A 23,567-nucleotide genomic window follows, 5' to 3' on the forward strand; every position below is an offset into this window, starting at 1 on the left:
GCCGCCCCCCCTTACCTACCCCCTCGTTTTCCGGCGTCCCTGTTATTGTTGTTTACCCCCCCCGCGGTTTTTTGGTCCCCCACTTGATTGTTGCGCGGGGGGGGGCGGCGCCCCCGGGGGGGGGGGGGGCCCCGCCGCTGCGCGCGTGCGTGTGTGTGGGCCGGTGATCAGTACCAGCCGTTGGACTGCCAGAAGTTCCAGGCCGCGGCGGGGGAGCCGTAGCGGGAGTTCATGTAGTCCAGACCCCACTTGATCTGCGTGGCGGGGTTGGTCTTCCAGTCCGAGCCGGCCGAGGCCATCTTCGAACCGGGCAGCGCCTGGACCAGGCCGTAGGCGCCGGAGGAGGAGTTCGTGGCGGTGACGTTCCAGCCGCTCTCGTGCTCGACGATCTTGCTGAACGCGTTGTACTGCGCCGCGCTCGGGATCATCTTGTGCGCGATCGCCTGGGCGGAGGAGGCGGAGGTCGTCGCGGCCTGCGCGGGAGCCGAGGTCAGCACCAGACCGGTGGTGGCGGCGGCCAGAGCGGCGGCGGTCAGGGCCTTCTTCGGGGAGGCGATGCGAGCGACGATGCGGGAGACGGACACGGAGAACCTGTTTCTTCGGGGACAAGGACGTCGTATGCCAGCCGGTGTCACGCGGGGCGCGGCCCCGGCAAGGCGTCGGCGCCGAGGCCCGTGAGGACTCGTCGGCGCCGTGCGACTGCTCCACAGAAGCACTCTCGATCCGTGCCCGCAAAGACCCCTTTTACTAGTTGTGGTCGCATGTGGGTGAATCGTCAACTGTGTGATGTGGCTCTCAAACCCCAGGTCAGAGACCTGTGGGCCGCGTACATGTCACGCTGATGTCCTACTAATCCGCATCGTTGGTGACATGCGTCATGTGGGACGCTTCACCCGGTTCGTCCGTCGAAAGTGACCCGCGTCTCGAAGGCCGCCCGCCGGGTCGCCCGGCGCAGCGCCCGCAGCAGCGCCGGACCCACGGTCAGCGTCAGCACGACGGTGACGACCGCCCGCCCCAGGTCCCAGCCCAGCGAGGTCGCCACGCAGTACGCGACGAAACGCGCCAGGTTCGCGGGGACCGCCGCCCCCGGGTCGAAGGCGACCGACGAGGCCAGCGCCCCCATGAAGGGCCAGCCGGCCAGGTTCATCGCGGTGCCGTAGGCGAACGCGGCGAGGAAGCCGTAGCAGGCGAGCACCGCGATCTCGCTACGGCCGCGCAGCCGCTCCCGGCCCGGCAGCAGGCCCGCGCCCAGCGTGAACCAGCCCATCGCCAGCATCTGGAACGGCAGCCACGGGCCGACCCCGCCGGTCAGCAGCGCCGACGCGAACATCGTGACGTTGCCGAGCACGAACCCGAAACCGGGTCCGAGGACGCGTCCGCTCAGCACCATCAGGAAGAACATCGGCTCGATACCGGCCGTACCGGCGCCGATGGGGCGGAGGGCTGCACCGGTCGCGGCGAGCACACCGAGCATGGCCACGGCTTTCGGGCCGAGCCCGGACTCCGCGATCGCCGCGGCCGCGACGGCTACGAGCAGGACCAGCAAGCCCGCGAACAGCCAGGGCGCGTCCTGCGAGTGCGCGGCGACCTGCGAGGTGGGCGGGGCGAGGAAGGGCCAGGTGAAGGCGGCGATCCCGGTGGCGGTGACGAGGGTGAGGGCGGCGGTGGAGCGGGGGGTGAGGGGGATCGGGCTCATGCCAGTGCCTCCCGTACCTCGGCGACCGTCAGCCACTGCTGCGGGGCCAGGATCTTCGTGGTCTGCGGGGCGAAGGACGGGGACGCCACGACCACCTCCGCGGTCGGGCCGTCCGCGATCACCTCTCCGTCGGCGAGGAGGACGACCCGGTGGGCCAGTTCGGCGGCGAGCTCCACGTCATGGGTGGCGAGGACGATCGCGTGACCCTCGGCGGCGAGCGCCCGCAGGATCGTGACAAGGCGGGACTTGGCCGCGTAGTCGAGACCCCGGGTCGGCTCGTCGAGCAGGAGGAGGGGCGGTCGGGCCGTGAGCACGATCGCGAGGGCGAGCGCGAGGCGCTGTCCCTCGGAGAGATCACGGGGGTGGATGCCGTCGGTCACATCGGGGAGCAGATCGGAGACGAGGGCCCGGCAGGTACCCGGCTCGGCGCCCGCGTCCGTGTCGGCAGCGGCGCACTCGGCGGCGACCGTGTCCGCGTACAGCAGGTCACGGGGTTCCTGCGGGACCAGACCCACACGGCGTACGAGGTCCCGGGGCGCCGTGCGATGCGGGGTGAGGCCGCCGACCTGCACCGATCCGGAGGTGGGCGCGACCAGACCGACGAGGGTGTTGAGGAGGGTGGATTTGCCGGCGCCGTTGCGGCCCATGAGGGCGACGGTCTCGCCGGGGGCGAGGGTGAGGTCGACGCGGCGGAGGGCGTCGACGCCGGCGCGGCGGACGGAGAGGGCGCGGACTTCCGCTGTGCGGGCGGGAGTTGGGGCCGTTTGCTTGCGTACGCGCCAACGGGAGTTTGGCGGACGGGAGTTGGGGAGCTGGCCCGTGAACGGGGTTGCGCTGCGGTCCGGTTCCCGCCCCGCCAGGCGCTCCCGCAGCCCGGTCGCCCGGCGCCGTGCGTCCCGCACGGTGAGCGGGAGTGGCGTCCACTCGGCGAGCCGGCCCAGGGCGACGACCGGTGGGTACACGGGGGACACCGCCATCACCTCGGCCGGGCTGCCGAGGACGGGCGGGGCGCCCGGGGCCGGAAGCAGGACGACCTGGTCGGCGTACTGGACGACCCGCTCCAGGCGGTGTTCGGCCAGCAGGACCGTGGTGCCGAGGTCGTGGACCAGGCGCTGGAGGACGGCAAGTACCTCCTCGGCGGCGGCCGGGTCCAGGGCCGAGGTCGGTTCGTCGAGGACGAGGACCTGGGGGTGCGGGGTGAGTACCGAGCCGATCGCGACGCGCTGCTGCTGCCCGCCGGAGAGAGTGGCGAGGGGGCGGTCGCGCAGTCCGGCGAGGCCCAGCAGATCGAGGGTCTCCTCGACGCGGCGGCGCATCACCTCCGGGGCGAGGCCCAACGACTCCATGCCGTAGGCGAGTTCGTCCTCGACCGTGTCCGTCACGAAGTGGGAGAGCGGGTCCTGGCCCACCGTGCCCACCACGTCGGCGAGTTCGCGCGGCTTGTGGGTACGGGTGTCGCGTCCGGCGACCGTTACCCGGCCGCGCAGGGTGCCGCCCGTGAAGTGCGGGACCAGTCCGCTCACCGCGCCGAGAACCGTGGACTTCCCGACCCCCGACGGGCCGACCAGCAGCACGAGTTCGCCCTCCGGGACCTCGAAGTCCACGCCCTGGACGGCGGGTTGGGCAGCCCCGTCGTACGTCACGGAGACATCCTCGAAGCGGATCACGACGGCTCCTTGAAAGTGGGCAACGCGGGGGCCAGGCCCAGCAGTACGGCAGCCGCCGGCCAGAGGGGAAGGGTCGGCGCGACCAGCGGCACCACCCCGGGAGTCAGCGCGCCGGGGTCGCGGACGGAGGCCAGCGTCAGCAGCGCGGCGACCGCCGCACCCGAGCCCGCGACCAGCCACGCCCGCGCGTTCCACGGGTCGGGGCGGTACCGGGTGCGCAGCGTACGGCGACCGCCCAGCCGCAGCCCCGCCGCCGCGGCGATGACCCCGGCGAGCAGCAACGGCAGCCCGTAGCCGCCGCCTTCGGCCGTGAGCAGCCCGTACGTCCCCGCGCACACGCCCAGCAGCCCGCCGAGCGTGAGGGCGGTCGTCGTCCGCCGTACGGAGACGGGCACTTGGGCCGTACGGCCGTAGCCGCGCGCGTCCATCGCGGCGGCGAGGGCGACCGAGCGCTCCAACGCGCCCTCCAGGACCGGGAGTCCGACCTGCAGCAGGCCGCGCAGGCCCCGGTCGGGGCGGCCACGGAGGCGGCGGGCGGCACGCAGTCGCTGGACGTCGGCTACGAGGTTCGGGGCGAAGGTGAGCGCCACGACCACCGCGACGCCGGTCTCGTACAGCGCGCCCGGCAGGGACTTGAGGAGCCGGGCCGGGTTCGCGAGGGCGTTCGCCGCGCCCACGCAGATCAGCAGCGTGGCCAGCTTCAGGCCGTCGTAGAACGCGAAGGCCAGTCCCTCCGCGGTGACCTTGCCGCCGAGGCGGATGCCCTGCGCCCAGTGGGGGAGCGGGACTTCGGGGAGCGTGAGGAGGGTGTGCGTGCCGGGGATGGGGGAGCCGAGGGCGATCGCGAAGAGGAGGCGGATGAGGAGTACGGCGAGGGCGAGTTTCGCGAAGGCGGTGTAGGAGCGGGACCAGGGGGCGGGGGTGCGGTTCGTTGCCACGACGTATGCCGTGACCGTGATCAGGAGGGCGAGGAGGAGGGGGTTGGTGGTGCGGGTGGCGGCGGTGGCGAGGCCCAGGGACCAGGTCCACCAGGCGCCGGGGTGGGTGATGGGGGGTGGGGTTGTCGGTTGTCTGCGGGTTCGTTGTGGCTGGTCGCGCCCACGCGGCGGAGCCGCAAATTGACACTGCCCGCGCCCCTTCAGGGCGCTGTCGTCACGCATGTTTGCGCCTGCGGGTCTGCCATATCGCTGCTGCGCCGAGGAGTGCGACTGCTGCCGCGCCTGCCAGTAGGCCGACCGACGGGCCGTCGTGATGTGTTGCGGTGATCTGCTCTCCGCAGCCCTGCTCCGGATATCCCCCGATCGCGCACAACAAGGCGTTCGTGTCGTAGCGCAGGGGTTTTGCGACCGATGCCAGGGCCTCCGCCGTCGTCGCGTCGGGGGACACCGTGGCGCAGGCGGTGCGGGCGGTGGGTGGAGTCTCGCCGGACGGGGCGTCGGACCGCGTACCGAAGTCGATGACGAGAGCGACGCGCTTCTTCCCTTCCACGGCCGGGGAGTTGGCGCAGATCGTCGCGAAGTCGGGTGCCGGGCCCCGGGGTTGTTTCGCGTCCGCCGAGTCCTCGCTCACCGCGAAGCGGAAGCCCTGGATGTCGCCGTCGGCGGGGCGGGCGGTGGAGGGGCCCTGGGTGGCGTAGGTCCAGTGGGTGCTGGTGCGGTCCCAGAAGGACCAGTAGCGGTAACCGGCCGCCTGGGCGGGGGAGTTGGCGGTGAGCGTGAGCAGGAGGGTGGCGAGGAGGAGGGCGAGGGAGGCGCGGCGGGTCACTGTCGCTGCCCGCGCTTGCGGTTGCGGGCGACCAGGACGGAACCGGCGATCGCGACGGCGAGGAGCGCGCCGCCGACGGTCCAGGCGACGTTCAGGGAACCGTCGTTGTCGTCGGATGCCGCCTTGGCCTCCGGGCCGGCGGTGACCGGTTCCTCGACGTCCGCGGGGGTCGGGCCGGTCGCGTTCAGGAGGGTGACGAGGTCCTGGCCGCCGAAGTCGTGGACGTCGGCGCCCTTCGCGGTGGTCGCGACGAAGACGAGCTGCGCGTAGGCGGCCGGACCGCCGTGCGCGGCCCATGACTTTGCGTGGGTCTCCAGCCAGCGCAGCGGCTTCGCCGCCTGGTCGTGCAGACCGAGGGAGGACAGGGCGACGACCGCGTCGGCCGTGTTGCCGTAGTCGGGCTGGGGCTTGGCGCCGGGGAGCGCGGAGGTCAGGTGGCCGTTCTTCGCCATGGCCTTGGCGAGCCACGCGGCGCCGTTGACCGCCGACTGCTCGGGATCGGCGCCGGGCTTCTCGCACTTGGCGGGCGAGTCGGCGTCGTCCTGCGGGCTCCCGGTCAGCGACTGGCCGTCCAGGCCGAGCACGGCGGCGGCGGTCGCGTCCGCGTTGGCGAAGAGCTTGCCCTTCTTGTCGGGCTGGTAGGCGAAGGCGCCCGCGTCCGCGCCGTCGTCGCAGGGCAGCGCGAGCTTCCGGAGGGCGTCGTAGGGGGACTTCCCGTCCTTCCGGACGTTCGGCACGGTCACTCCGGCGTCGGCGAGGGCGCCGATGACGACGGCGGTGGAGTTCGCGTCACTCGCCCCGCCGGGGGAGTACCCCCAGCCGCCGTCGGCGTTCTCGACGGACTTCAGCCACTTGACGGCCTTGGCCACCTGCGCGTCGTAGGAGACGGTCAGCGTCGAGAGGGCCTGTACGGCGGCGGCCGTGCTGTTCGTGTCGACCATGACCTTGGCGTCGCACGCCCTGCCGGGGTCGGCCCGGAACGCCGCGAAGGCGCCGTTCGCGCACTGCTGTCCGGCCAGCCACGCCACCGCACTGTCGGCGGGCTGCACGCCCACGGCGTCCTGCGCGAGCAGGGCGAGGGACTGGCGCCAGACGCCGTCGTAGGTGGGGTCGGAGGTGCCGTAGAGCCCGGCGGGTATCGCCACGGACGGGGACGGTGACGGACCGGCGGCGACGGCGGGCGTCACGGCGATCACGGTCACGGTGATGCCGGCGGCCAGGACCGCGGCGCTGCGGCGGACGTTCATGATCGGCGGATGCCTTCCCCTACGGGGAGCACGGCAGCACGGGAACACCCCCGGGCGGCTCGGCTCCGTATTCCTCGACGGTGCGTATGAGCCGGTCACGTACCGTGCGGGGCGGTCCGACTCACCGGCCCCGGACGGGGACGGATCACGGTTGCGGGTCAGCGCCGGAATTGCACCGGCTTCCCCCCGTACGGGTGTGATGACGACTCCGCCACTGTACGGCCCGGCTGAGCGTCCGCTGTGAGCAGGGGTTGCGCGGTCCGGCGGGCCCGATAGGTTCTGGCCATGCCGACGACGGGGAAGCTGATCGGCTCCGGCCGGACCGCGGACGTGTACGAGATCGACGAGGCGTGGGTGCTGCGCCGCAACCGCGAGGACTGGGGGGACGCGGCGGCCGAGGGCGCGGTGATGGAGCATGTGCGCGCGTACGGCTATCCCGTGCCCCGGGTACGGGTACGGCCGGGGGACTCGCGCACCTCGCGCACCGACCTGGTGATGGAACGGCTGACCGGGCCCACCATGCTGGAGGCCCTCGTCGCCGGCTCGATCGACGTGCGGGAGGCGGGGACCGTACTCGCCGCGCTGCTACGGCAGTTGCACGCGATACCCGGTCGGCGCCCCGGCGCCCGCGTCCTGCATCTCGACCTCCACCCGGAGAACGTGATGCTCACCCCGGCCGGCCCCCGCGTCATCGACTGGGGCACCGCGGAGGACGGCGACCCCGGGCTCGACTGGGGGCTCTCCGCGATCATCCTCGCCCAGGTCGCCGTGGACGACCAGCCGATCGCCGACCCGGCCCGCGCGATACTCGCCGCACTCCTCGCCGATCCCGCCGGCCTCACGGAGACGGGGCTGGGCGAAGCACGGCGGAGGCGGGCGGCCAACCCTACGATGACTCCGTACGAGGTCGAACTCCTCGGTGCGGCAGAGGAGTTGATCCGGTCGCTCGCGTCTCCGCGGGAACCGTGAATCAACGTGGACGCGTCACCGCCGACGAGTGCGTGAGGGGCCGGGGCGCCGGACGGCGTCTTCGGATGGGTTCCGAGGGCTGCGGGGCGGTGTGAGGGAACTTCGGGCACGTGGGGAAGAGAGCGGGTTGTCGGGCGGTGTCGGCGTGTTTCGTCGGCGGCTTTTTGCCGGGGTCGTGGCGTCGGTCGCCGTGCTGGCGCTCACGGTGTCCTGCGCCAACTCGGGTGTACCGCAACGGCGTTCGGCCGCCGGGGCGCGTGCGTCCGCTTCCGCTCTCGGCGCCTCCGCCTCCGCCTCCGCCTCCGCCTCCGCCTCCGCCTCCGCCTCCGCCTCCGCATCCGCCTCCGCCTCCGCCTCCGCCTCCGCGGCGGCCGGCGCGAGCTGCGATCCGCTGCGGTCGCTGAAACCGCTCGCCCACATGCCGACGCCGGGCGGCAAGATGCCCAGCGGTACGGCGATGGAGCGGATCGTCGCCCGGGGGCGGCTGATCGTGGGAGTGGACCAGAACACGTATCTCTTCGGCTACCGCAATTCCGACACCGGACAGCTGGACGGGCTCGACATCGACCTGGTGCGGGAGATCTCCCGCGCGCTGTTCGGGCGGCCGGACCGGGTGCAGTTCAAGGCCGTGCCGTCCGCGCAGCGGATCGGGATACTGCGGAGCGGTCAGGTCGACCTCGTCGCCCACTCCATGACGATCACCTGCGAGCGCATGGAGCAGGTGCTGTTCAGCAGCGACTACCTCGACTCCGGCCAACGCGTCCTGGTCACCGACACCTCCCCGGTGAAGACCCTCGCCGATCTCGCCGGACAGAAGGTGTGCACGGCCCGGGGCACCACCTCGCTGACCGAGCTGCAACGCGCCCGCCCGGCGGTGCGGCCCGTGACCGTCTCCGACTGGACCGACTGCCTTCTGCTGCTCCAGCAGGGCGCGGTGGCCGCCGTGTCGACCACCGACAACGTCCTCGCCGGACTGAGCGCCCAGGACCCCGCCACCCGCATCACCGGACCGCGGTTCACCTACGAGCCGCACGGAATCGCCGTACCGAAGACGACACCGGAACTCGTCCGATTCATCAACGGCGTGCTCGCCCACCTGCGCACCTCGGGCAAGCTCCGCGCCCTGCACGAACGGTGGTTGGGCCCCTACGGCGACTTCTACCCGCCCGCGCCGCGCTACCGCGACTGACGACCGAGGACGGGCGCAGGCTAACCGGCCGGCACCTCACCCGCCCTGTCCGCGACGCCAACTCCCAGGAGGGCGGCGTCGGTTGTGCCCCGATAGACGAGGCTCGACGCGTCGAAGACCCAGGCGTAGCCCTTCGGGGCGTTCTTGAACGTGAGGCCGACGCCCTCCCGTCCCGCCGCGTCCTTGACGTGGTCCACGACGCTCACGCCCGGGAGCTCGGCCATGGCACGGTAGATCGCGGCACTGAGATCGGGCAGCAGGGTGGCCTCGTCGACGATGGCGCCGAGGTTCTCCACGACAACTTCCGTACGGCGGGCCGCCGATACGTTCGCGGCATCGCCGGCGAACTTCTTCAGCAGGGTGTCGGGGTCGGTGGGCAGGGCCTGGAGCTGACGGAAGGTCAGATATCCGGTGCCCTTCATGTCCATGGACATCTTCTGGGTCGGATCGGCGACCGCGACTCCCTTCCGCAGACCGTCCCGCTTGCCGTCCACCGCGTCCCACTGCTCCTGCTGGACCGCCCCGTTGTACGGCTTCGGCGTGAAGAGCCCCTTGTGCTGGGAGAGTTCGGCGGCGCTGTGGAACTGGACGCCCAACTCGGCGGCCGATCCCTGGGACTTGGTGTAGATGAACTGGTCGTCGCGAGCCGTGACCGCGGTGCGGTCGGCGGCGGCCAGCGCGATCCGGTCCAGCAGCTGTACGGCCTTCTGGTGGTCGTCGTCGGCGGCCGTGCCGTGCTTGCCGTCCCCCGCCTTGTCGACCGCGACCACGCCCAGGCCCACGGCGGCGGCGAGGGCCAGGGGCGCGGCGACGAGGACGAGGCGCCGGCGGGCGAACGGCTTGGGCGCGGTGACGGTCGTGGTCGACTGCTCGCGGACGGTGTCGTGTTCGTGGGTGATGTGCTGCATCAGGTGTTCCCTCAGTACGCGGTGGCGGTCCCGCGAGAGCACCGGACGGCCCGGGGCGGGCAGCAGCTCGGCCAGTTCCTGGGGGTCGGTGGTCATCGCGTCTTCTCCTGCGTGGACTTGGGTGTGGACCGAGCCGCCTGGAGGCGGCTACCCGGTGACTGTCCGACCGGCGCCGGGCGTTGCGTTTCCTGTGCTTTTTTCTTCTTCTGTACCTGTCCGAGTTCGAGGTCGGTGAGCTTGCGCAGGCGTTTCCTCGCGCGGGAGAGCCGGGACCGTACGGTGCCGACGGCCACGCCCAGGGCCGCCGCCGCCGTGGCCGCGTCCAGCCCCTCCCACACGCAGAGCGTGAACGCCTCCCGCTCGCCCCGGCGCAGCTTGCTCAACGCCCTTTGTGCGGCGGCCAGTTCCTCGGTGTCGGCCATGCGCCGGGTCACCTCGTCGGCGAAGTCCGGCACGGGATCGGGCGGCGGGATTCTGACGAGCGCGGCCTGATGTCTTCGCGCCGCCCGCGAGGTGTTGCGCGCGACGTTCGTCGCGATACCGAGCAGCCACGGCCGCAGGCTGTCGTCGCCGGGCAGCGCGCGCTCGCGCAGCCGCCATGCCTCCAGGAAGGTCAGCGACACGATGTCGTCGGCCGTGCCCCAGTCGCCGGTCATCCGCACGGCGTGCCGGTGGACCACCGAGGCGTGCTCGTCGAAGAGCTGCCCGAACGCGTCCGGGTCTCCGGCTCGCACGCGGGCCCGTAGTGAGGTCTCCACACTGTTCCCTGTCCACCGGGCCGACCGCGCTGCGGTGAGCCGCGTCACACGGCCCTACCCGGTCACCTCGGACCGGGAACGGCCGGCGTCGGGTGTACGGGTCGCGGACGCGAGGAGGGACAGTTTCTCGGCGGCGTCGGTGCCGGGGTCCGGGTGGTAGAGGACGAGGGTCTGGCCCGGTACGCCGTCGATGCTCAGGCGCTCCCGGTTCAGCTCCAGGCCGCCGACCTGGGGGTGGGCGATGTACTTCGGCGCGGCCTCGCAGGCCTGTACGTCGTGGCGGGCCCAGAGTCGGCTGAACAGGGGGCTGGCGAGGGAGAGTTCGCCGACCAGCTCGATGAAACGGGGGTCGTCCGTGTCGGGGCCCACGGACTCGCGGAACGCGGCGACCATGCCTCCGACGGCGCTCTCCCAGTACGGGTAGAGCGCCTGCTCGGCCGGGTCGAGGAAGAGGGACAGCAGCCGGTTGGAACCGGTCGCGAAGCGCGGGGACAGCGCGGTCGCCAGGGAGTTGGCGGCCAGGACGTCGAAGTAGCGGCCCTCGACCAGCGCGGGGAGCGGGAGTGTTCCGAGGAGCTTGGCGATGCCCTCGGGCACGGTCTCCTTCGCCGGTCGGGGCCGGCGGCGTCGGGGCTTCGTGGCGCCCAGTCGTAGCAGGTGGGCCGTCGCGTCCTCGTCGAGCCGCAGCACCCGGGCGATGGCCTCCAGGACCTGCACGGAGGGGTTGCGGTCGCGGCCCTGCTCCAGGCGCAGGTAGTAGTCGGCGCTGATCCCGGCGAGCAGCGCGACCTCCTCCCGGCGCAGGCCCGGCACCCGCCGTACCCCGTAGGCGGGGATACCGGCCTGTTCGGGGGTGACGAGTTCGCGGCGGGCGCGCACGTACTCACCCAGCAGATTCGGTTCACCGGCCATCCCCGCACTGTAATTCGGCCGCCGCGCCCGTGCCTGGTCCTGTCACCCCCAGGGGCGCGGGGGCCCTGGCTGGGGCCCGGGCCGGGCGGCAGCGTCACCGGTGGCGTGCTGATCAGCGACGCCGGCCACCACAGCGAGGAGCAACAGCCATGTCCACATACCTACTGGTGCACGGTGCCTGGCACAGCGGAGACAGCTGGCAGCGGGTGGTCCCGCTGCTGACGGCGGCCGGACACCGGGTCTTCGCACCCTCGCTGACCGGCCACGGCGACAAGGCACATCTGCTCGCCCCTGAAGTGGGCCTCGACACGCACGCCGACGACGTCGCCGGGCTCATCACGGAGGAGGACCTCACCGAGGTGATCCTCGTCGGGCACAGCTACGGCGGCCTGGTCATCTCGTCGGCCGCCAACCAGGTCCCCGACCGGATCGGCCGGCTCGTCCACCTCGACGCGATGGTCCCGGAGGACGGCGAGAGCGCGCTCGACATCATGCCCGTGACGCAGGTGCTGATCGACATGGCGGTGAGTTCGGGTACCGGCTGGCGGATTCCGCCGATGCCCGAACTGCCGCCGCCAGGGGGCCTGTTCGGGGTCACCGATCCGGCGGACGTCGCCTGGCTGCGGACCACGCTCTCGGACCAGTCGGCGCGCTGCCTCCAGCAGTCGGTACGGCTGGACAACCCGGTCGCGCGCTCGATCCCCCGCACCCACATCCACTGCGTGGGCAGCGAACCGGAGGGTTTCGAGCGGCGGCCGGTCCCCGCGATCCAGCCCAACGGCACCCCGGCCCAGGTGTGGGAACTGGAGACCGGCCACGACTGCATGGTCACCAAGCCGGCCGAACTGGCCGACCTGCTCCTCAAGTTGGGCTGATCCGGAGCCGGCCTCAGACCCGCGCCGGCGCCGTCACCCCCGTCGGCTGGCACAGGACGAGGGCCAGGTCGTCGGCGGGCGGCCCGCCGGCGTGGGCGAGCAGGCGGTCGTACAGCGCGTGCAGCGCCCCGTCCGGCGTCGGCTCGCTCAGCGCCGTCGCGCACTCGGTGAGCAGCGCGAACGGGGTGCCGTCGAGGGCGCGGGACTCGGTGAGGCCGTCCGTGTAGAGGAGGAGGCGGTCGCCGGGCTGGAGGCGGACCCGGTACTGGCGCGGGTCCGGGCGCAGGCCCAACGGCAGTGCGGGGACCCGGGGTTCGAGGAGTTCCAGGCGCTGCCCGGAGCGCAGGGGCGCCGGATGACCGCAGTTGACGAGCCGCACCTCGCCAGGGCCGAACTCGGCCAGCACCGCCGTCACGAAGTCCTCGGGGCCGAGACCGGGCGTGAGCCGGGCGTCCAGCTCCTTCGCCAGGGTCGTCAAGTCCGGTGCCGTATGGACGAGTTCACGGAACCCGATGAGCGTGTCGGCCGCCGTCCGCAGCGCGTCGAGCCCGTGCCCGCGCGCGTCCCCGACCAGCACCCGCAGGCCGTACGGCGTCACCGCGAGGTCGTACAGGTCGCCGCCGACCGAGGACTCGCGGTTCGCGCAGTGGTAGCGGGTGCTGACATGGGTGCCGGAGAGGATGCGGGAGACCGGCCGCAGGATCGCCTCCTGGGTGATCCGGGCCACCTCCCGCGCCTCCGCGAGCCGTTCCCGCAGCCTGGCACGCTGTCTCGCCGCGTACACACTGCACACGCAGCCGAGGAGCAGCCCGCCCCAGCGGACGGCGAAACCGGCGTTCAGCTGTGCCCCCGAGCCGAGCCCCGCCGCCAGCGCGAGCAGTACGGTCCAGCAGCAGACCAGGAGCGTACGGCGGGCACCCAGGAAGGTGGCGGCCATCAGCGGTCCGATCGCCAGCAGTGGCAGGATCGGCTGCACCCGGCCGATCAGCAGCCCCGGCGTGGCCGCCAGCAGACAACCGACCGGTGCGACGAGCAAGCGGCGTCCCCCGTCCATCGTGTTCACGGCACGACCATTGCGGAATTCCGCTTTCCGGACCCGCGCCAACGGAGAGTTGATCAGCTCTCGATCGCAACTCGTCCAATCGGACAGGAAAGTGATCGGAATAAGGTGCTTTTCCGATGGTGACGCGATTCTTTTGTTCAGTCGTGGGCTGGGTTCCGGGACCCGCGCATGGAGCCGGTGACGTACGGACACACTGACCTCGTGCCGGACAGGACCGACCGTGCGAGCTCGGGTGACGTCAACAAACATGGGAATCTGCCGCCCGAGACACTGAGTTTCGTCGGGCGCGGTGCCGAACTCGCCCGGCTGCGGGCCGCGTTGGACCCGGACTCGGGACCGGCCCGGCCGGTGACCGTCGTCGGGGTCGGCGGGGTCGGCAAGACCCGGCTCGCGCTGCGCGCGGCGGCACGGGTCCGGGACGCCTACCCCGACGGCGTCTGGCTGACCGAACTCTCACCCCTGCGCACCTCGGGACCCGTGGACCTCGCCGTCATGGAGAGCCTCCGGCTCGCCGACCGGTCGACGCGCCCGGTGATCGACGTCATCACCGAATGGGCCCACGGCAGAAGGCTGTTGCTGATCCTCGACTCCTGCGAACACGTCCTCGCCGACTGCGCCAGGTTCACCGCCGCGCTGCGCTCCCGCCTCCCCGGCCTGCGCGTCCTGCTCACCAGCAGGGAACGGCTCGCACTACCCGGCGAGGAGGTCCTCCACCTCGAACCGCTGCCGGTGGACGGCCGCCCCGGCGTCGACGAGGACGCCGGGGCCGCCGTAGCCCTGTTCGCCGAGCGCGCCGCAGCCGCCGGACGCCCCCTGGGGGACGGCGATTCGGCCGCCCGCGCCACCGCCGTCGCCGTCTGCCGCCGCCTCGACGGCATCCCCCTGGCCCTCGAACTCGCCGCCGCCCGCCTCACGGAGTTGACCCTCGACCAACTCCACACCCGCCTGGGCGAACGCCTGCCCACGCTCCCGCCCCTGCCGGACCCGTCCGCGCCGGGCACACCAATCCCCTCCTCGCCCCTCGACCTGCTCGTCTCCGCCCCCGGCGAACGCCCGCCCCGCCACCAGACCCTGCGCACCGCCATCGGCTGGAGCCACGAGCTGTGCGCTCCGCTCGAACGGCTGCTGTGGGCGCGGCTGTCCGTCTTCAGCGGCGGCTTCTGTCTGGAGGCCGTCCGGCAGATCTGCGCGGGCGGCCCGCTGCCCCCGGAGCGGATCGCCGGGCTGCTCGACCGGCTCGTCGCCCAGTCCATCGTGCTGCCCGACCCCGTCATCTCGGCCCGCTACCGCATGCTCGACACCGTCCGAGAGTACGGCGCCGACTGGCTGCACGCCCTCGGCGAGGAACGCGCCGTACGCCGGCGCCACCGCGACCACTACGCCCGCCTCGCCCGCGAGGGCTGCGCCGAGTGGAACACCGGACGGCAGGTCGCCTGGTGCGAGCGCGTACTGACCGAACACGCCAATCTGCGCACGGCAGTCGACTACGCGCTCGCCGAACCGGACGGGGCGCCCGCGACCACCGTGGAGATGGCCGGCCACGTCGGCTTCCTGTGGCGGCACTGCGGCTACCTCCGCGAGGCCCAGCACTGCCTCGACCAGGCCCTCGCCGCCGAGTCGCCGCCCGGCCCCGGCCGCACCCTCGCCCTGTGGTCGCGCGGCGCGGTCGCCCTCCTCCAGGGCGACCAGGAGGCGGCGGCCAACTGGGCGGTCCGCTGCGCCGACGCGGCCCGCGAACAGGGCTCCCCGGTCGCCCAGGTCGCCGCCGCCTACCTCAGGGGCGGCCATCTGGCACTCACCGGCCGCCAGGCCGAGGCCATCGCCGTCCTCGACGCGGCACCCCGACTCCCCGTCCATGACGACGGGTTCGGCGCCGCCCAGCTACAGGCCCGGCTCGCGCTGTCCCTCGCACACGTGCTGCGCGGCAAGTTCGAACGGGGCCGTGAGGTCGCCGACGAGGTGCGTACGGCCAGCCGGAAACAGGGCGAGTACTGGTGCGGGGCCTTCGCCGACTACCTGATCGCCCAGGTGGACCTGGCGCACGGCGACATGCAGGCGGCCGTGCTCGGCGCCCGCACCTCGATCGCTGGCCACGCCCTGCTGCACAACACGGTCGGCGCCGCCATGTCCCTCGACCTCCTGGCCGCCGCCGTCGTCACCACCGGCGACGCCCACCGCGCCGCCCGCCTCCTCGGCATCGGCACCCGCCTCTGGGAACTCACCGGCCGCGCCCAGATGGACTCCCCGGACCTGATCGCCACCCGCCGCACCTGCGAACTCCGCGTCCGTGAGCAACTCGGCGAGGACGCCTACGAGACGGGATACCGGGCGGGCCTGGCGATGACGTACGACGAGGGGATCGCGTACGCGGCCATCGGTCAGTGACGCGGGGTGGGGCCGCCGAACGGCAGGAACAGGGTGCGGGCGCTGATCAGCCAACTCCCGTCCACCTGACGGAAGGTGTCCTCGTAGTGGCCCACCTGCACCGGAGGACCGGCGGGGACCATGCCGCCGTGGTGGCCGTCGACGCGGTACGTCGTGAAGTACGCGGTCGAGATCGCCGTGTCGGGGGAGGTGAGGGTGACCAGGACGTTCGACATCAGGCGGCGCGAGAGCCGGCCTGCGGGGCGGGCGCCGAAGTACTTCCGCAGCGCCTCCCGCCCCTCGACCACTCTGTCCCCCTCCGGCCACTCCCAGCGGCCGTCCTCGGTGAACAGCCCGGCGACGGAGGACGGTTCACCGAGATCGAACCGGCGGACGAAGTCCAGGATCACGCGTTCACAGGCACGTTCGGCGAGCAGTCGCTGCAAAGGGTCCAGGTCCATGGGGTCGTTCGTATCAGCCGCACCCCTGGCCCCACGACCGAATTACACCGCCACGTAGGTCACCGGCTCGCTCCCCGTCACGACCTCCGCCTGGCCCAGCTTCACCAGCCGCCGCAGATGCGCCTCGGCCTCGGAGACCGCGATGTTCCTTGACGGGAAGGGGATTTGGGCCCAGGGACGGTTCCACTCCATCCGCTCGGCGACCTGCCAGGCGGTGAGGGGTTCGGAGAGGAGGGCGAGGAGGCCGGTCAGGCGGTCCTCGTGGTGGGTGAGCAACTCCCGTACACGGCCGGGGGCGTCGGTGAAGGTGTGCTGGTGGGCCGGGAGTACTTCGGCGGGTGCGAGGCGGCCGACCCGCTCCAGGGAGTCGAGGTAGTCGCCGAGCGGGTCGGCGATCGTGGTGTCGTCCGGGTCCTCGTACAGGCCGATGTGCGGGGTGATCTCGGGGAGGAGGTGGTCGCCGGAGAACAGGCGGCCGTGGCCCGGGAGTTGGGCCGGGTGGTCCTCCTCCAGGTGCAGACAGACATGGCCCGGCGTGTGGCCCGGGGTCCAGATCGCGCGCAGCCGTCGGCCCGGCAGGGCGAGGAGTTCGCCGGGGACGATCTCCCGGTCGGGCAGCGCGGGCGCGAGGCCGGGGACGCTGCGCGGGCGGGCTGCCCGGAGCGGGGCGAGGTGTTCTTCGGGTGCACCGGCCGCCGCGAGCTTCGCGGTCATGTACGTCAGCCAGCGGCCCGGTTCGGTGGAACGGGCCCGGCGGACGATCGCCGTGTCCGCCGCGTGCATCGCGAGCCACGCCCCGGACGCCTCGCGCACCCGCCCGGACAGGCCGTGGTGGTCGGGGTGGTGGTGGGTGATGAGCACGCCGTGCACCTCGCCCACCTGCGTACCGCAGGCGTCGAGACCCGCGACGAGGGTGTCCCAGGAGGCCGGGTCGTCCCAGCCGGTGTCGACCAGGACCGGACCGCGGTCGGTGTCGACGACGTAGACGAGCGTGGTCCCAAGTGGGTTGTCGGGGATGGGGACTTCGATGGAACGAACACCGCCGCCGTGGTCGTGGACCTGACCCGTGGACGTCATGGACTCCCCAATCGCCGCCGTCCGGCCACTATACGTGGACTCCATCGACCGGAACTGGTATTCAGTCCTCGTATCTGATGGATCGTCAGACTGCGGTTCAGGCAGCGGCACCGGGGAGGCGTTCGGCCATGACGGAGCTCGTGGAACACCGACAGCTGTTCATCGGCGGGGAGTTGACCGACCCCCTGGGCAAGGACGTCATCGAGGTGATCTCCCCGCACACCGAAGAGGTCATCGGACGCGTCCCGCACGCGTCGCGGGAGGACGTGGACCGCGCGGTCGCTGTGGCCCGCCGGGCCTTCGACGAGGGACCCTGGCCGCGCATGACCCTCGACGAACGGGTCGCGGTCGTCACCCGCATCAAGGACGCGATCGCCGCCCGGTACGAGGAGATCGGCCGCGTCATCTCCTCCGAGAACGGGTCGCCGTACTCCTGGAGCATCCTCGGGCAGGCCCTCGGCGCGATGATGGTGTGGGACGCGGCGATCACCGTCGCGAAGGACTTCACCTACGAGGAGTACCGGGACGGCGTCCTCGGCAAGATCCTCGTACGCCGGGAGCCGGTTGGAGTGGTGGCGGCCGTAGTCCCTTGGAACGTCCCGCAGTTCGTGGCCGCCGCCAAGCTAGCGCCCGCGCTGCTCACCGGCTGCACGGTGATCCTGAAGCCGTCGCCCGAAGCGCCCCTGGACGCCTATCTGTTGGGCGAGATCGCGAAGGAGGCAGGGCTGCCGGACGGCGTCCTGTCGATCCTCCCGGCCGACCGCGAGGTCAGCGAGTACCTCGTCGGACACCCCGGCATCGACAAGATCTCCTTCACCGGTTCGGTCGCGGCCGGCAAGCGCGTGATGGAGGTCGCCGCCCGTCATCTCACCCGCGTGACACTGGAGTTGGGCGGCAAGTCGGCGGCGATCGTGCTGCCCGACGCGGACATCACGACCTCCGTCCCCGGCATCGTCTCGGCGGCCTGGATGAACAACGGCCAGGCGTGCGTCGCCCAGACCCGCATCCTCGTACCCCGCTCGCGCTACGACGAGTTCGCGGACGCCTTCGCGGCGGCGGCGAGCGCCCTCGTGGTCGGCGACCCGCTCGACCCCGCCACCCAGGTAGGCCCGCTGGTCGCCAGGCGCCAACAACAACGCAACCTCGACTACATCCGCATAGGCCAGGAGGAGGGCGCCAAAATCCTTACGGGCGGCGGCCGTCCGCCCGGCCTCGACCACGGCTGGTACGTCGAGCCGACCCTCTTCGGTGACGTCGACAACTCCATGCGCATCGCCCGCGAGGAGATCTTCGGCCCGGTGATCTGCCTGCTCCCGTACGGCGACGAGACCGAGGCCGTGAAGATCGCGAACGACTCCGACTACGGGCTGAGCGGCAGTGTGTGGACGGGCGATGTGGCCCACGGCATCGACATCGCCCGCCAGGTCCGCACCGGCACCTACAACGTCAACACCTTCAGCCTCGACATGCTCGGCCCCTTCGGCGGCTACAAGAACTCAGGCCTGGGGCGGGAGTTCGGGCCCGAGGGCTTCTCCGAGTTCCTCGAACACAAGATGATCCACCTGCCGGCCGGCTGGGAGGGGTGAGCCGGATGGGGGTACCTCCCGCGCGAGCGTATTCGAGCGTGGGGGCGGGTGACCGCTGGCAGGTCGAGGTCGACCGCTCCGTCTGCATCGGCTCGGCCCAGTGCGTCCACCAGGCCCCCGACCGCTTTCGCCTCGACTCGGCCATGCAGTCCCACCCGGCCGAACCGGAGACCGACGCCAACGAGCGGATCCTCGCGGCGGCCGAGGGCTGCCCGGTGGAGGCCATCATGATCACGCTGCTCGGGAGCGGGGAGCCGGTGTTCCCGCCCGAGGAGTAGCAGCGACAGGGGAGTTGGCGTCCTAGGAGTCCTGGACGGCGGCGAACAGCGCGCGGACCCGGGTGCCGTCTGCCTGCGCCCAGGCGCCGGTGACCTGGCCGAGCGCGCCCTCGGGAGGCGTCGAGCCGGGGGTCAGCACCCGGTGCAGCCGCAGGACCGGACCGTCCGGTACGGCGAACTCGGTTGTCTCGTCGGTGTCGTTCGGGGCGCCGAGGGCGGGGAGGGGTGCCGTACCGGTCCAGGAGCGGGCGACCTCCCGGTCCAGGGTGTCGGAGACGCTCTGCGCCTGCGCCTGAGTCCGCCCCTCGATGAACGCGACCAACTCGGCGGTCAGCACCGGGTCGTGGCAGCCGTCGTAGGCCCAGCGCGGACCGAGCACACCGTGCTCCATGGTGCCGACGAGGGCGTGTTCGGCGCCGGGGAGCGGGGCGCCGCGGTAGGTGAGCGGGACGAGGTAGGCGCCCGAGCCGTCGGTGACGACCATGAACTCGATGCCGACCTCGCCCTCGGGGTCGTCGAGCCGGAACCCGCCGGACTTCACCAACTCCGGTGCGGCGGGGCCGTGATACCAGGGGCGGGTGGGCAGCCAGGTGGTGAGGAGTTCGAGCTTGGTGGGCTTGACGTGGGTGCGGTGGATGATCGACATACGGGAATTATCGGTTCGCGCCCGGCTCCGTGAGGTCGATGAGACGGCACACCGTCTCGATGTCGATCTTCACCTGGGCGATGGACGCGCGGCCCGAGAGCCAGGTGATCAGGGCCGAGTGCCAGGTGTGCTCGATCACGCGGACGGCGGAGAGCTGCTCGGGCGTCGGGTGCTCCAGGCCCATCGCGTCCAGGATGATCACCGTGGTCTGCCGGGAGACCTGGTCGACCTCGGGGGAGACACTGCGGTCCGCGAAGGTCAGCGCGCGGACCATCGCGTCGGCAAGATGCGGCTCGCGCTGGAGCGCGCGGAAGGCCCGCATCAGGGTCTCCGCGACCCGCTCGGCCGCCGTCTCGCCGCCCGGCGGCTTCTTGCGGAGCGTGCCGTGCATGTGCTCCAGCTGGTCCTGCATCGTGGCGACCAGGAGATGCACCTTGGACGGGAAGTACCGGTACAGCGTGCCGAGCGCGACCTGCGAGGACTCCGCGACCTCGCGCATCTGCACGGCGTCGAAACCGCCCCGGCTCGCCAACTGCGCGCTCGCGTGCAGGATGCGGCGCCGGCGCGCCTCCTGCCGCTCGGTGAGGGGCGGCGAGGTCCGCGCAGTGGTTTCGGGCTTGGCTTCCACTGGCATGGCTCCCGTTCCGTGACTGTTCCCGTGACTGTCGGTGAGGGCGGGTGATCGGACCGATCATGGCAGGGTCTCGGCCGTGGTGTGAATCACCTGATCCACTTCTCACAGCGCCCGTACCGGCCGGTAGATTCAGAACCTCCTGGACGATCAAGTCTGAAACTTGTTCTAGATTAGCGTCCCGGCGTAATCTCGCGGGACAGTGCAGGCAGAAGGGGGCTCAGAGTGACCGCTGAGGCCAGTCAGGCGGGCCCCCAGGAGGGCCCGGCCGCCGACGGCGAGCGACCGCTCCGTATCGCACTCCTCACCTATAAAGGGAACCCGTTCTGCGGTGGTCAGGGCGTCTACGTCCGCCATCTCTCCCGCGAACTGGCCCGCCTCGGGCACCGCGTCGAGGTCATCGGCTCGCAGCCGTACCCGGTCCTCGACGAGGGCTACCCCGGCATCTCCCTGACCGAGCTGCCCTCTCTCGACCTCTACCGCTCCCCGGACCCCTTCCGCACGCCCAAGCGCGACGAGTACCGGGACTGGATCGACGCCCTCGAAGTCGCGACGATGTGGACCGGCGGCTTCCCCGAACCCCTCACCTTCTCGCTCCGCGCCCGCCGCCATCTCCGCGCCAGACGCGGCGAGTTCGACGTCGTGCACGACAACCAGACGCTGGGCTACGGGTTGTTGGGGGATGTCGGTGCACCGCTGGTGACGACGATCCACCATCCCATCACCGTGGACCGGCAGTTGGAGCTGGACGCGGCGGAGAACCGGCGCCAGCGGATGTCCAAGCGGCGCTGGTACTCCTTCACGCAGATGCAGAAGCGGGTCGCCCGCCGCCTCCCCTCCGTGCTCACCGTCTCCGGCACCTCGCGCCAGGAGATCGTCGACCACCTCGGCGTCCGCGACGACCGCATCCACGTCGTCCACATCGGCGCCGACACCGACCAGTTCGCCCCGGACCCCGCCGTACCCCAGGTACCGGGCCGGATCGTCACCACGTCCAGCGCGGACGTCCCCCTCAAGGGCCTGGTCTACCTCGTCGAGGCCCTGGCGAAGGTCCGCACCGAACACCCCGACGCCCACCTGATCGTCGTAGGCAAACGACCGACGGAGGGCCCGGTCGCCCAGGCCGTCGAGCGCTACGGCCTCGAAGGCGCCGTCGAGTTCGTCAAGGGCATCTCGGACGCCGAACTCGTCGACCTGGTCCGCTCGGCGGAGGTCGCCTGCGTGCCCTCGCTGTACGAGGGCTTCTCGCTCCCGGCGGCCGAGGCGATGGCCACGGGGACGCCGCTCGTCGCGACGACCGGCGGGGCGATCCCGGAGGTCGCCGGACGCGACGGCGAGACCTGCCTCGCGGTACCGCCGGGCGACCCCGGCGCGCTGGCCACCGCCCTGAGCCGCCTGCTGGCCGACCCGGAGCTGAGAGCGCGGCTCGGCCGGGCGGGCCGGGAACGCGTGCTCGCGCGCTTCACCTGGGCCAAGGCCGCCGAGGGCACGGCCGCCAGGTACCGCGAGGCCATCGCGGGCCGTACGACCTCTCCGTCCCCGTCTCCGACCAGTGTTACCGGCGTCTATCCCGAAAGCAGGGCCACGTGCTGACCGTCGACTTCTCCCGGTTCCCGCTCGCCCCTGGCGACCGTGTCCTGGACCTCGGGTGCGGTGCCGGGCGGCACGCGTTCGAGTGCTACCGGCGAGGGGCACAGGTCGTCGCCCTCGACCAGAACGCCGAGGAGATCCGCGAGGTCGCCAAGTGGTTCGCGGCGATGAAGGAGGCCGGCGAGGCCCCGGCCGGTGCCACCGCGACCGCGATGGAGGGCGACGCGCTCCAACTCCCCTTCCCCGACGAGTCGTTCGACGTCGTGATCATCTCCGAGGTGATGGAGCACATCCCGGACGACAAGGGCGTGCTCGCCGAGATGGTCCGGGTCCTGAAGCCCGGCGGCCGGATCGCCATCACCGTCCCGCGCTACGGCCCCGAGAAGGTCTGCTGGGCGCTGTCCGACGCCTACCACGAGGTCGAGGGCGGCCACATCCGCATCTACAAGGCGGACGAACTCCTCGCCAAGATCCGCGAGGCCGGCCTCAAGCCCTACGGCACCCACCACGCGCACGCGCTGCACTCGCCGTACTGGTGGCTGAAGTGCGCGTTCGGCGTCGACAACGACAAGGCGCTGCCGGTGCAGGCGTACCACAAGCTCCTGGTCTGGGACATCATGAAGAAGCCCCTCGCCACCCGGGTCGCCGAACAGGCGCTGAACCCGCTGATCGGCAAGAGCTTCGTGGCCTACGCGACCAAGCCGCACCTCCCCCTGGCGGAAGCCAAGTGACCGCTCCCCGGACAGAACACCTCGTCCTGCCCGGGGTCCTCACCGCGGAGGAGGCCGCCGCGACCGTCGCCGGCATCCTCGCCGTGCAGCGGGAGGACGGGGCGATCCCCTGGTTCCGGGGCCATCACCTCGACCCGTGGGACCACACCGAGGCCGCGATGGCGCTCGACGCGGCGGGCGAGCACGAGGCCGCCGAGCGGGCGTACAACTGGCTCGCCCGGCACCAGAACGAGGACGGTTCCTGGTACGCGGCCTACGCCGACGGCGACGCGCACGATGTCACCGACCGGGGCCGCGAGACCAACTTCGTCGCCTACGTGGCCGTGGGCGTCTGGCACCACTACCTCTCGACCGGCGACGACACGTTCCTGGACCGCCTGTGGCCCACGGTCTACGCGGCCGTCGAGTTCGTCCTCCGGCTCCAGCAGCCGGGCGGGCAGATCGGCTGGAAGCGGGACGCCGACGGCACGGACACGGCCGACGCGCTGCTGACCGGTTCCTCCTCGATCCACCAGGCGCTGCGCTGCGCGCTCGCCATCGCCGAACAGCGCGAAGAGCCCCAGCCGGACTGGGAGTTGGCGGTCGGCGCGCTCCGGCACGCGATCCGCCGCCATCCGGAACGGTTCCTGGACAAGGACCGCTACTCGATGGACTGGTACTACCCGGTCCTGGGCGGCGCGTTGACCGGCACGGAGGCCAAGTCCCGGGTGGAGGAGGGCTGGAGCCGCTTCGTCGTGCCCGGGCTCGGGGTGCGGTGCGTCGTCCCCAACCCGTGGGTCACCGGCGGCGAGTCCGCCGAACTCGCCCTGGCGCTGTGGGTGTTGGGGGAGTCCGACCGCGCGTTGGAGATTCTCCAGTCGATACAGCATCTGCGCGATGCGGAGAGCGGGCTGTACTGGACGGGGTACGTCTTCGAGGACGATGCGATCTGGCCGCGTGAGTTGACCACGTGGACTGCGGGGTCGTTGCTGCTCGCGGTGGCGGCGCTGGGGGGCCATGACGCGACGTGTGCGGTGTTCGGGGCCGAGTTGTTGCCGAATGGGTTGGATCCGGACTGTTGTTAGGTGCGGGCCGGTGGGGGTTGCTCGCGCAGTTCCCCGCGCCCCCAAAAGGAGCAACACAATACATGTCGCCGGTGGGGTTGGAATATCCGCG

The 23,567-nt window shown here is 71.9% G+C and carries 23 protein-coding genes; 9 read left to right on the forward strand and 14 right to left on the reverse strand.

Translation table 11 applies throughout. The features are described from left to right. Window positions 1-167 precede the first annotated feature (167 nt). The 6 genes from ACFXC1_RS35235 to ACFXC1_RS35260 all read right to left on the reverse strand — a co-directional run bounded on the left by ACFXC1_RS35235 (window position 168) and on the right by ACFXC1_RS35260 (window position 6,374). Complete coding sequence (locus tag ACFXC1_RS35235; RefSeq protein WP_381250712.1) at window positions 168-584, reverse strand: aggregation-promoting factor C-terminal-like domain-containing protein; 417 nt, start codon at window positions 582-584, stop codon at window positions 168-170. Window positions 585-889: 305 nt separating this feature from the next. Then, window positions 890-1,696 (reverse strand): ECF transporter S component, encoded by an 807-nt coding sequence (locus ACFXC1_RS35240; RefSeq protein ID WP_381250714.1) that lies wholly within the window; start codon window positions 1,694-1,696, stop codon window positions 890-892. Beyond that, a complete protein-coding gene (locus ACFXC1_RS35245) occupies window positions 1,693-3,363 on the reverse strand; it encodes an ABC transporter ATP-binding protein (protein WP_381250716.1) in 1,671 nt (556 codons plus the stop codon). Before ACFXC1_RS35245 ends, ACFXC1_RS35240 begins: the two co-directional genes overlap by 4 nt. After that, entirely contained in the window at window positions 3,360-4,523 is a 1,164-nt protein-coding gene (locus tag ACFXC1_RS35250; RefSeq protein WP_381250718.1) for an energy-coupling factor transporter transmembrane component T, read from the reverse strand. The genes ACFXC1_RS35245 and ACFXC1_RS35250 overlap by 4 nt, the downstream gene beginning before the upstream one ends. Further along, window positions 4,516-5,127: an SCO2322 family protein gene (locus tag ACFXC1_RS35255; RefSeq protein ID WP_381250720.1), complete on the reverse strand. Its 612-nt coding sequence runs from the start codon at window positions 5,125-5,127 to the stop codon at window positions 4,516-4,518. The genes ACFXC1_RS35250 and ACFXC1_RS35255 overlap by 8 nt, the downstream gene beginning before the upstream one ends. Beyond that, entirely contained in the window at window positions 5,124-6,374 is a 1,251-nt protein-coding gene (locus ACFXC1_RS35260) for a prenyltransferase/squalene oxidase repeat-containing protein (protein WP_381250722.1), read from the reverse strand. Before ACFXC1_RS35260 ends, ACFXC1_RS35255 begins: the two co-directional genes overlap by 4 nt. Window positions 6,375-6,659: 285 nt before the next feature. On the opposite strand from ACFXC1_RS35260, the gene ACFXC1_RS35265 reads away from it, so the two are divergent. Both ACFXC1_RS35265 and ACFXC1_RS35270 read left to right on the forward strand, forming a co-directional pair. After that, window positions 6,660-7,343 carry a phosphotransferase gene (locus tag ACFXC1_RS35265; RefSeq protein WP_381250724.1) on the forward strand — a complete coding sequence of 228 codons (684 nt, stop codon included), beginning with the start codon at window positions 6,660-6,662 and terminating at the stop codon, window positions 7,341-7,343. 175 nt (window positions 7,344-7,518) lie between these two features. Then, window positions 7,519-8,532 (forward strand): glutamate ABC transporter substrate-binding protein, encoded by a 1,014-nt coding sequence (locus tag ACFXC1_RS35270; RefSeq protein ID WP_381250726.1) that lies wholly within the window; start codon window positions 7,519-7,521, stop codon window positions 8,530-8,532. Between the two features lie 20 nt (window positions 8,533-8,552). On the opposite strand, the gene ACFXC1_RS35275 is transcribed toward ACFXC1_RS35270, so the two are convergent. Genes ACFXC1_RS35275 through ACFXC1_RS35285 form a run of 3 tightly spaced genes read right to left on the reverse strand, consistent with a single transcriptional unit; the run spans window position 8,553 to window position 11,110 of the window. After that, window positions 8,553-9,536: a CU044_5270 family protein gene (locus ACFXC1_RS35275; RefSeq protein ID WP_381250728.1), complete on the reverse strand. Its 984-nt coding sequence runs from the start codon at window positions 9,534-9,536 to the stop codon at window positions 8,553-8,555. Continuing rightward, window positions 9,533-10,198, reverse strand: a complete 666-nt coding sequence (locus tag ACFXC1_RS35280) for an RNA polymerase sigma factor (protein WP_381250730.1) — start codon at window positions 10,196-10,198, stop codon at window positions 9,533-9,535. The genes ACFXC1_RS35275 and ACFXC1_RS35280 overlap by 4 nt, the downstream gene beginning before the upstream one ends. 54 nt (window positions 10,199-10,252) lie before the next feature. Then, window positions 10,253-11,110 (reverse strand): helix-turn-helix domain-containing protein, encoded by an 858-nt coding sequence (locus ACFXC1_RS35285; RefSeq protein WP_381250732.1) that lies wholly within the window; start codon window positions 11,108-11,110, stop codon window positions 10,253-10,255. Between the two features lie 149 nt (window positions 11,111-11,259). Here ACFXC1_RS35285 and ACFXC1_RS35290 point away from each other — a divergent pair, with 149 nt between their 5' ends. Next, window positions 11,260-11,985: an alpha/beta hydrolase gene (locus ACFXC1_RS35290; protein ID WP_381250734.1), complete on the forward strand. Its 726-nt coding sequence runs from the start codon at window positions 11,260-11,262 to the stop codon at window positions 11,983-11,985. 13 nt (window positions 11,986-11,998) lie between these two features. Here the strand turns inward: ACFXC1_RS35290 and ACFXC1_RS35295 are convergent, their stop codons facing one another. Beyond that, window positions 11,999-13,039 carry a PP2C family protein-serine/threonine phosphatase gene (locus ACFXC1_RS35295; protein ID WP_381251015.1) on the reverse strand — a complete coding sequence of 347 codons (1,041 nt, stop codon included), beginning with the start codon at window positions 13,037-13,039 and terminating at the stop codon, window positions 11,999-12,001. A gap of 210 nt (window positions 13,040-13,249) precedes the next feature. On the opposite strand from ACFXC1_RS35295, the gene ACFXC1_RS35300 reads away from it, so the two are divergent. Beyond that, window positions 13,250-15,433 carry an ATP-binding protein gene (locus tag ACFXC1_RS35300; protein ID WP_381250736.1) on the forward strand — a complete coding sequence of 728 codons (2,184 nt, stop codon included), beginning with the start codon at window positions 13,250-13,252 and terminating at the stop codon, window positions 15,431-15,433. Here ACFXC1_RS35300 and ACFXC1_RS35305 read toward each other — a convergent pair. Both ACFXC1_RS35305 and ACFXC1_RS35310 read right to left on the reverse strand, forming a co-directional pair. Next, window positions 15,427-15,873, reverse strand: a complete 447-nt coding sequence (locus tag ACFXC1_RS35305) for a nuclear transport factor 2 family protein (protein ID WP_381250738.1) — start codon at window positions 15,871-15,873, stop codon at window positions 15,427-15,429. The two genes, ACFXC1_RS35300 and ACFXC1_RS35305, sit on opposite strands and share 7 nt — an antisense overlap. Before the next feature lie 42 nt (window positions 15,874-15,915). After that, the gene (locus ACFXC1_RS35310) at window positions 15,916-16,950 is read right to left on the reverse strand and encodes an MBL fold metallo-hydrolase (RefSeq protein ID WP_381250740.1); all 1,035 of its coding nucleotides are present in this window, start codon (window positions 16,948-16,950) and stop codon (window positions 15,916-15,918) included. A 128-nt stretch (window positions 16,951-17,078) separates the two neighbouring features. Between ACFXC1_RS35310 and ACFXC1_RS35315 the strand changes: the two genes are divergently transcribed. Further along, window positions 17,079-18,536, forward strand: a complete 1,458-nt coding sequence (locus tag ACFXC1_RS35315) for an aldehyde dehydrogenase (protein WP_381250742.1) — start codon at window positions 17,079-17,081, stop codon at window positions 18,534-18,536. 5 nt (window positions 18,537-18,541) lie between these two features. Beyond that, window positions 18,542-18,814 (forward strand): ferredoxin, encoded by a 273-nt coding sequence (locus ACFXC1_RS35320; RefSeq protein ID WP_362970889.1) that lies wholly within the window; start codon window positions 18,542-18,544, stop codon window positions 18,812-18,814. 22 nt (window positions 18,815-18,836) lie between these two features. Here the strand turns inward: ACFXC1_RS35320 and ACFXC1_RS35325 are convergent, their stop codons facing one another. Then, window positions 18,837-19,460 (reverse strand): maltokinase N-terminal cap-like domain-containing protein, encoded by a 624-nt coding sequence (locus ACFXC1_RS35325; protein WP_381250744.1) that lies wholly within the window; start codon window positions 19,458-19,460, stop codon window positions 18,837-18,839. Between the two features lie 7 nt (window positions 19,461-19,467). Next, window positions 19,468-20,094 carry a TetR family transcriptional regulator gene (locus tag ACFXC1_RS35330; protein ID WP_381250746.1) on the reverse strand — a complete coding sequence of 209 codons (627 nt, stop codon included), beginning with the start codon at window positions 20,092-20,094 and terminating at the stop codon, window positions 19,468-19,470. Window positions 20,095-20,316: 222 nt separating this feature from the next. Between ACFXC1_RS35330 and ACFXC1_RS35335 the strand changes: the two genes are divergently transcribed. The 3 genes from ACFXC1_RS35335 to ACFXC1_RS35345 are packed head-to-tail and all read left to right on the forward strand — an operon-like array spanning window position 20,317 to window position 23,476. Then, window positions 20,317-21,684, forward strand: a complete 1,368-nt coding sequence (locus tag ACFXC1_RS35335; protein WP_381250748.1) for a glycosyltransferase family 4 protein — start codon at window positions 20,317-20,319, stop codon at window positions 21,682-21,684. Further along, on the forward strand, window positions 21,678-22,412 hold the full coding sequence (locus tag ACFXC1_RS35340; RefSeq protein ID WP_019067181.1) for a class I SAM-dependent methyltransferase: 735 nt from the start codon (window positions 21,678-21,680) through the stop codon (window positions 22,410-22,412). Before ACFXC1_RS35335 ends, ACFXC1_RS35340 begins: the two co-directional genes overlap by 7 nt. After that, on the forward strand, window positions 22,409-23,476 hold the full coding sequence (locus tag ACFXC1_RS35345) for a prenyltransferase/squalene oxidase repeat-containing protein (RefSeq protein ID WP_381250750.1): 1,068 nt from the start codon (window positions 22,409-22,411) through the stop codon (window positions 23,474-23,476). Before ACFXC1_RS35340 ends, ACFXC1_RS35345 begins: the two co-directional genes overlap by 4 nt. Window positions 23,477-23,567: the final 91 nt, after the last annotated feature.

Source organism: Streptomyces hokutonensis (assembly GCF_042751305.1).
Taxonomy (GTDB): Bacteria; Actinomycetota; Actinomycetes; order Streptomycetales; family Streptomycetaceae; genus Streptomyces; species Streptomyces hokutonensis_A.

Coding starts and splice junctions, on each gene's coding strand:
- ACFXC1_RS35240 (WP_381250714.1), bottom strand. CDS start 1,696: ATGAGCCCGATCCCCCTCACCCCCCGCTCCACCGCCGCCCTCACCCTC.
- ACFXC1_RS35250 (WP_381250718.1), bottom strand. CDS start 4,523: ATGCGTGACGACAGCGCCCTGAAGGGGCGCGGGCAGTGTCAATTTGCG.
- ACFXC1_RS35260 (WP_381250722.1), bottom strand. CDS start 6,374: ATGAACGTCCGCCGCAGCGCCGCGGTCCTGGCCGCCGGCATCACCGTG.
- ACFXC1_RS35265 (WP_381250724.1), top strand. CDS start 6,660: ATGCCGACGACGGGGAAGCTGATCGGCTCCGGCCGGACCGCGGACGTG.
- ACFXC1_RS35275 (WP_381250728.1), bottom strand. CDS start 9,536: ATGACCACCGACCCCCAGGAACTGGCCGAGCTGCTGCCCGCCCCGGGC.
- ACFXC1_RS35285 (WP_381250732.1), bottom strand. CDS start 11,110: ATGGCCGGTGAACCGAATCTGCTGGGTGAGTACGTGCGCGCCCGCCGC.
- ACFXC1_RS35290 (WP_381250734.1), top strand. CDS start 11,260: ATGTCCACATACCTACTGGTGCACGGTGCCTGGCACAGCGGAGACAGC.
- ACFXC1_RS35295 (WP_381251015.1), bottom strand. CDS start 13,039: ATGGACGGGGGACGCCGCTTGCTCGTCGCACCGGTCGGTTGTCTGCTG.
- ACFXC1_RS35305 (WP_381250738.1), bottom strand. CDS start 15,873: ATGGACCTGGACCCTTTGCAGCGACTGCTCGCCGAACGTGCCTGTGAA.
- ACFXC1_RS35310 (WP_381250740.1), bottom strand. CDS start 16,950: ATGACGTCCACGGGTCAGGTCCACGACCACGGCGGCGGTGTTCGTTCC.
- ACFXC1_RS35315 (WP_381250742.1), top strand. CDS start 17,079: ATGACGGAGCTCGTGGAACACCGACAGCTGTTCATCGGCGGGGAGTTG.
- ACFXC1_RS35320 (WP_362970889.1), top strand. CDS start 18,542: ATGGGGGTACCTCCCGCGCGAGCGTATTCGAGCGTGGGGGCGGGTGAC.
- ACFXC1_RS35325 (WP_381250744.1), bottom strand. CDS start 19,460: ATGTCGATCATCCACCGCACCCACGTCAAGCCCACCAAGCTCGAACTC.
- ACFXC1_RS35330 (WP_381250746.1), bottom strand. CDS start 20,094: ATGCCAGTGGAAGCCAAGCCCGAAACCACTGCGCGGACCTCGCCGCCC.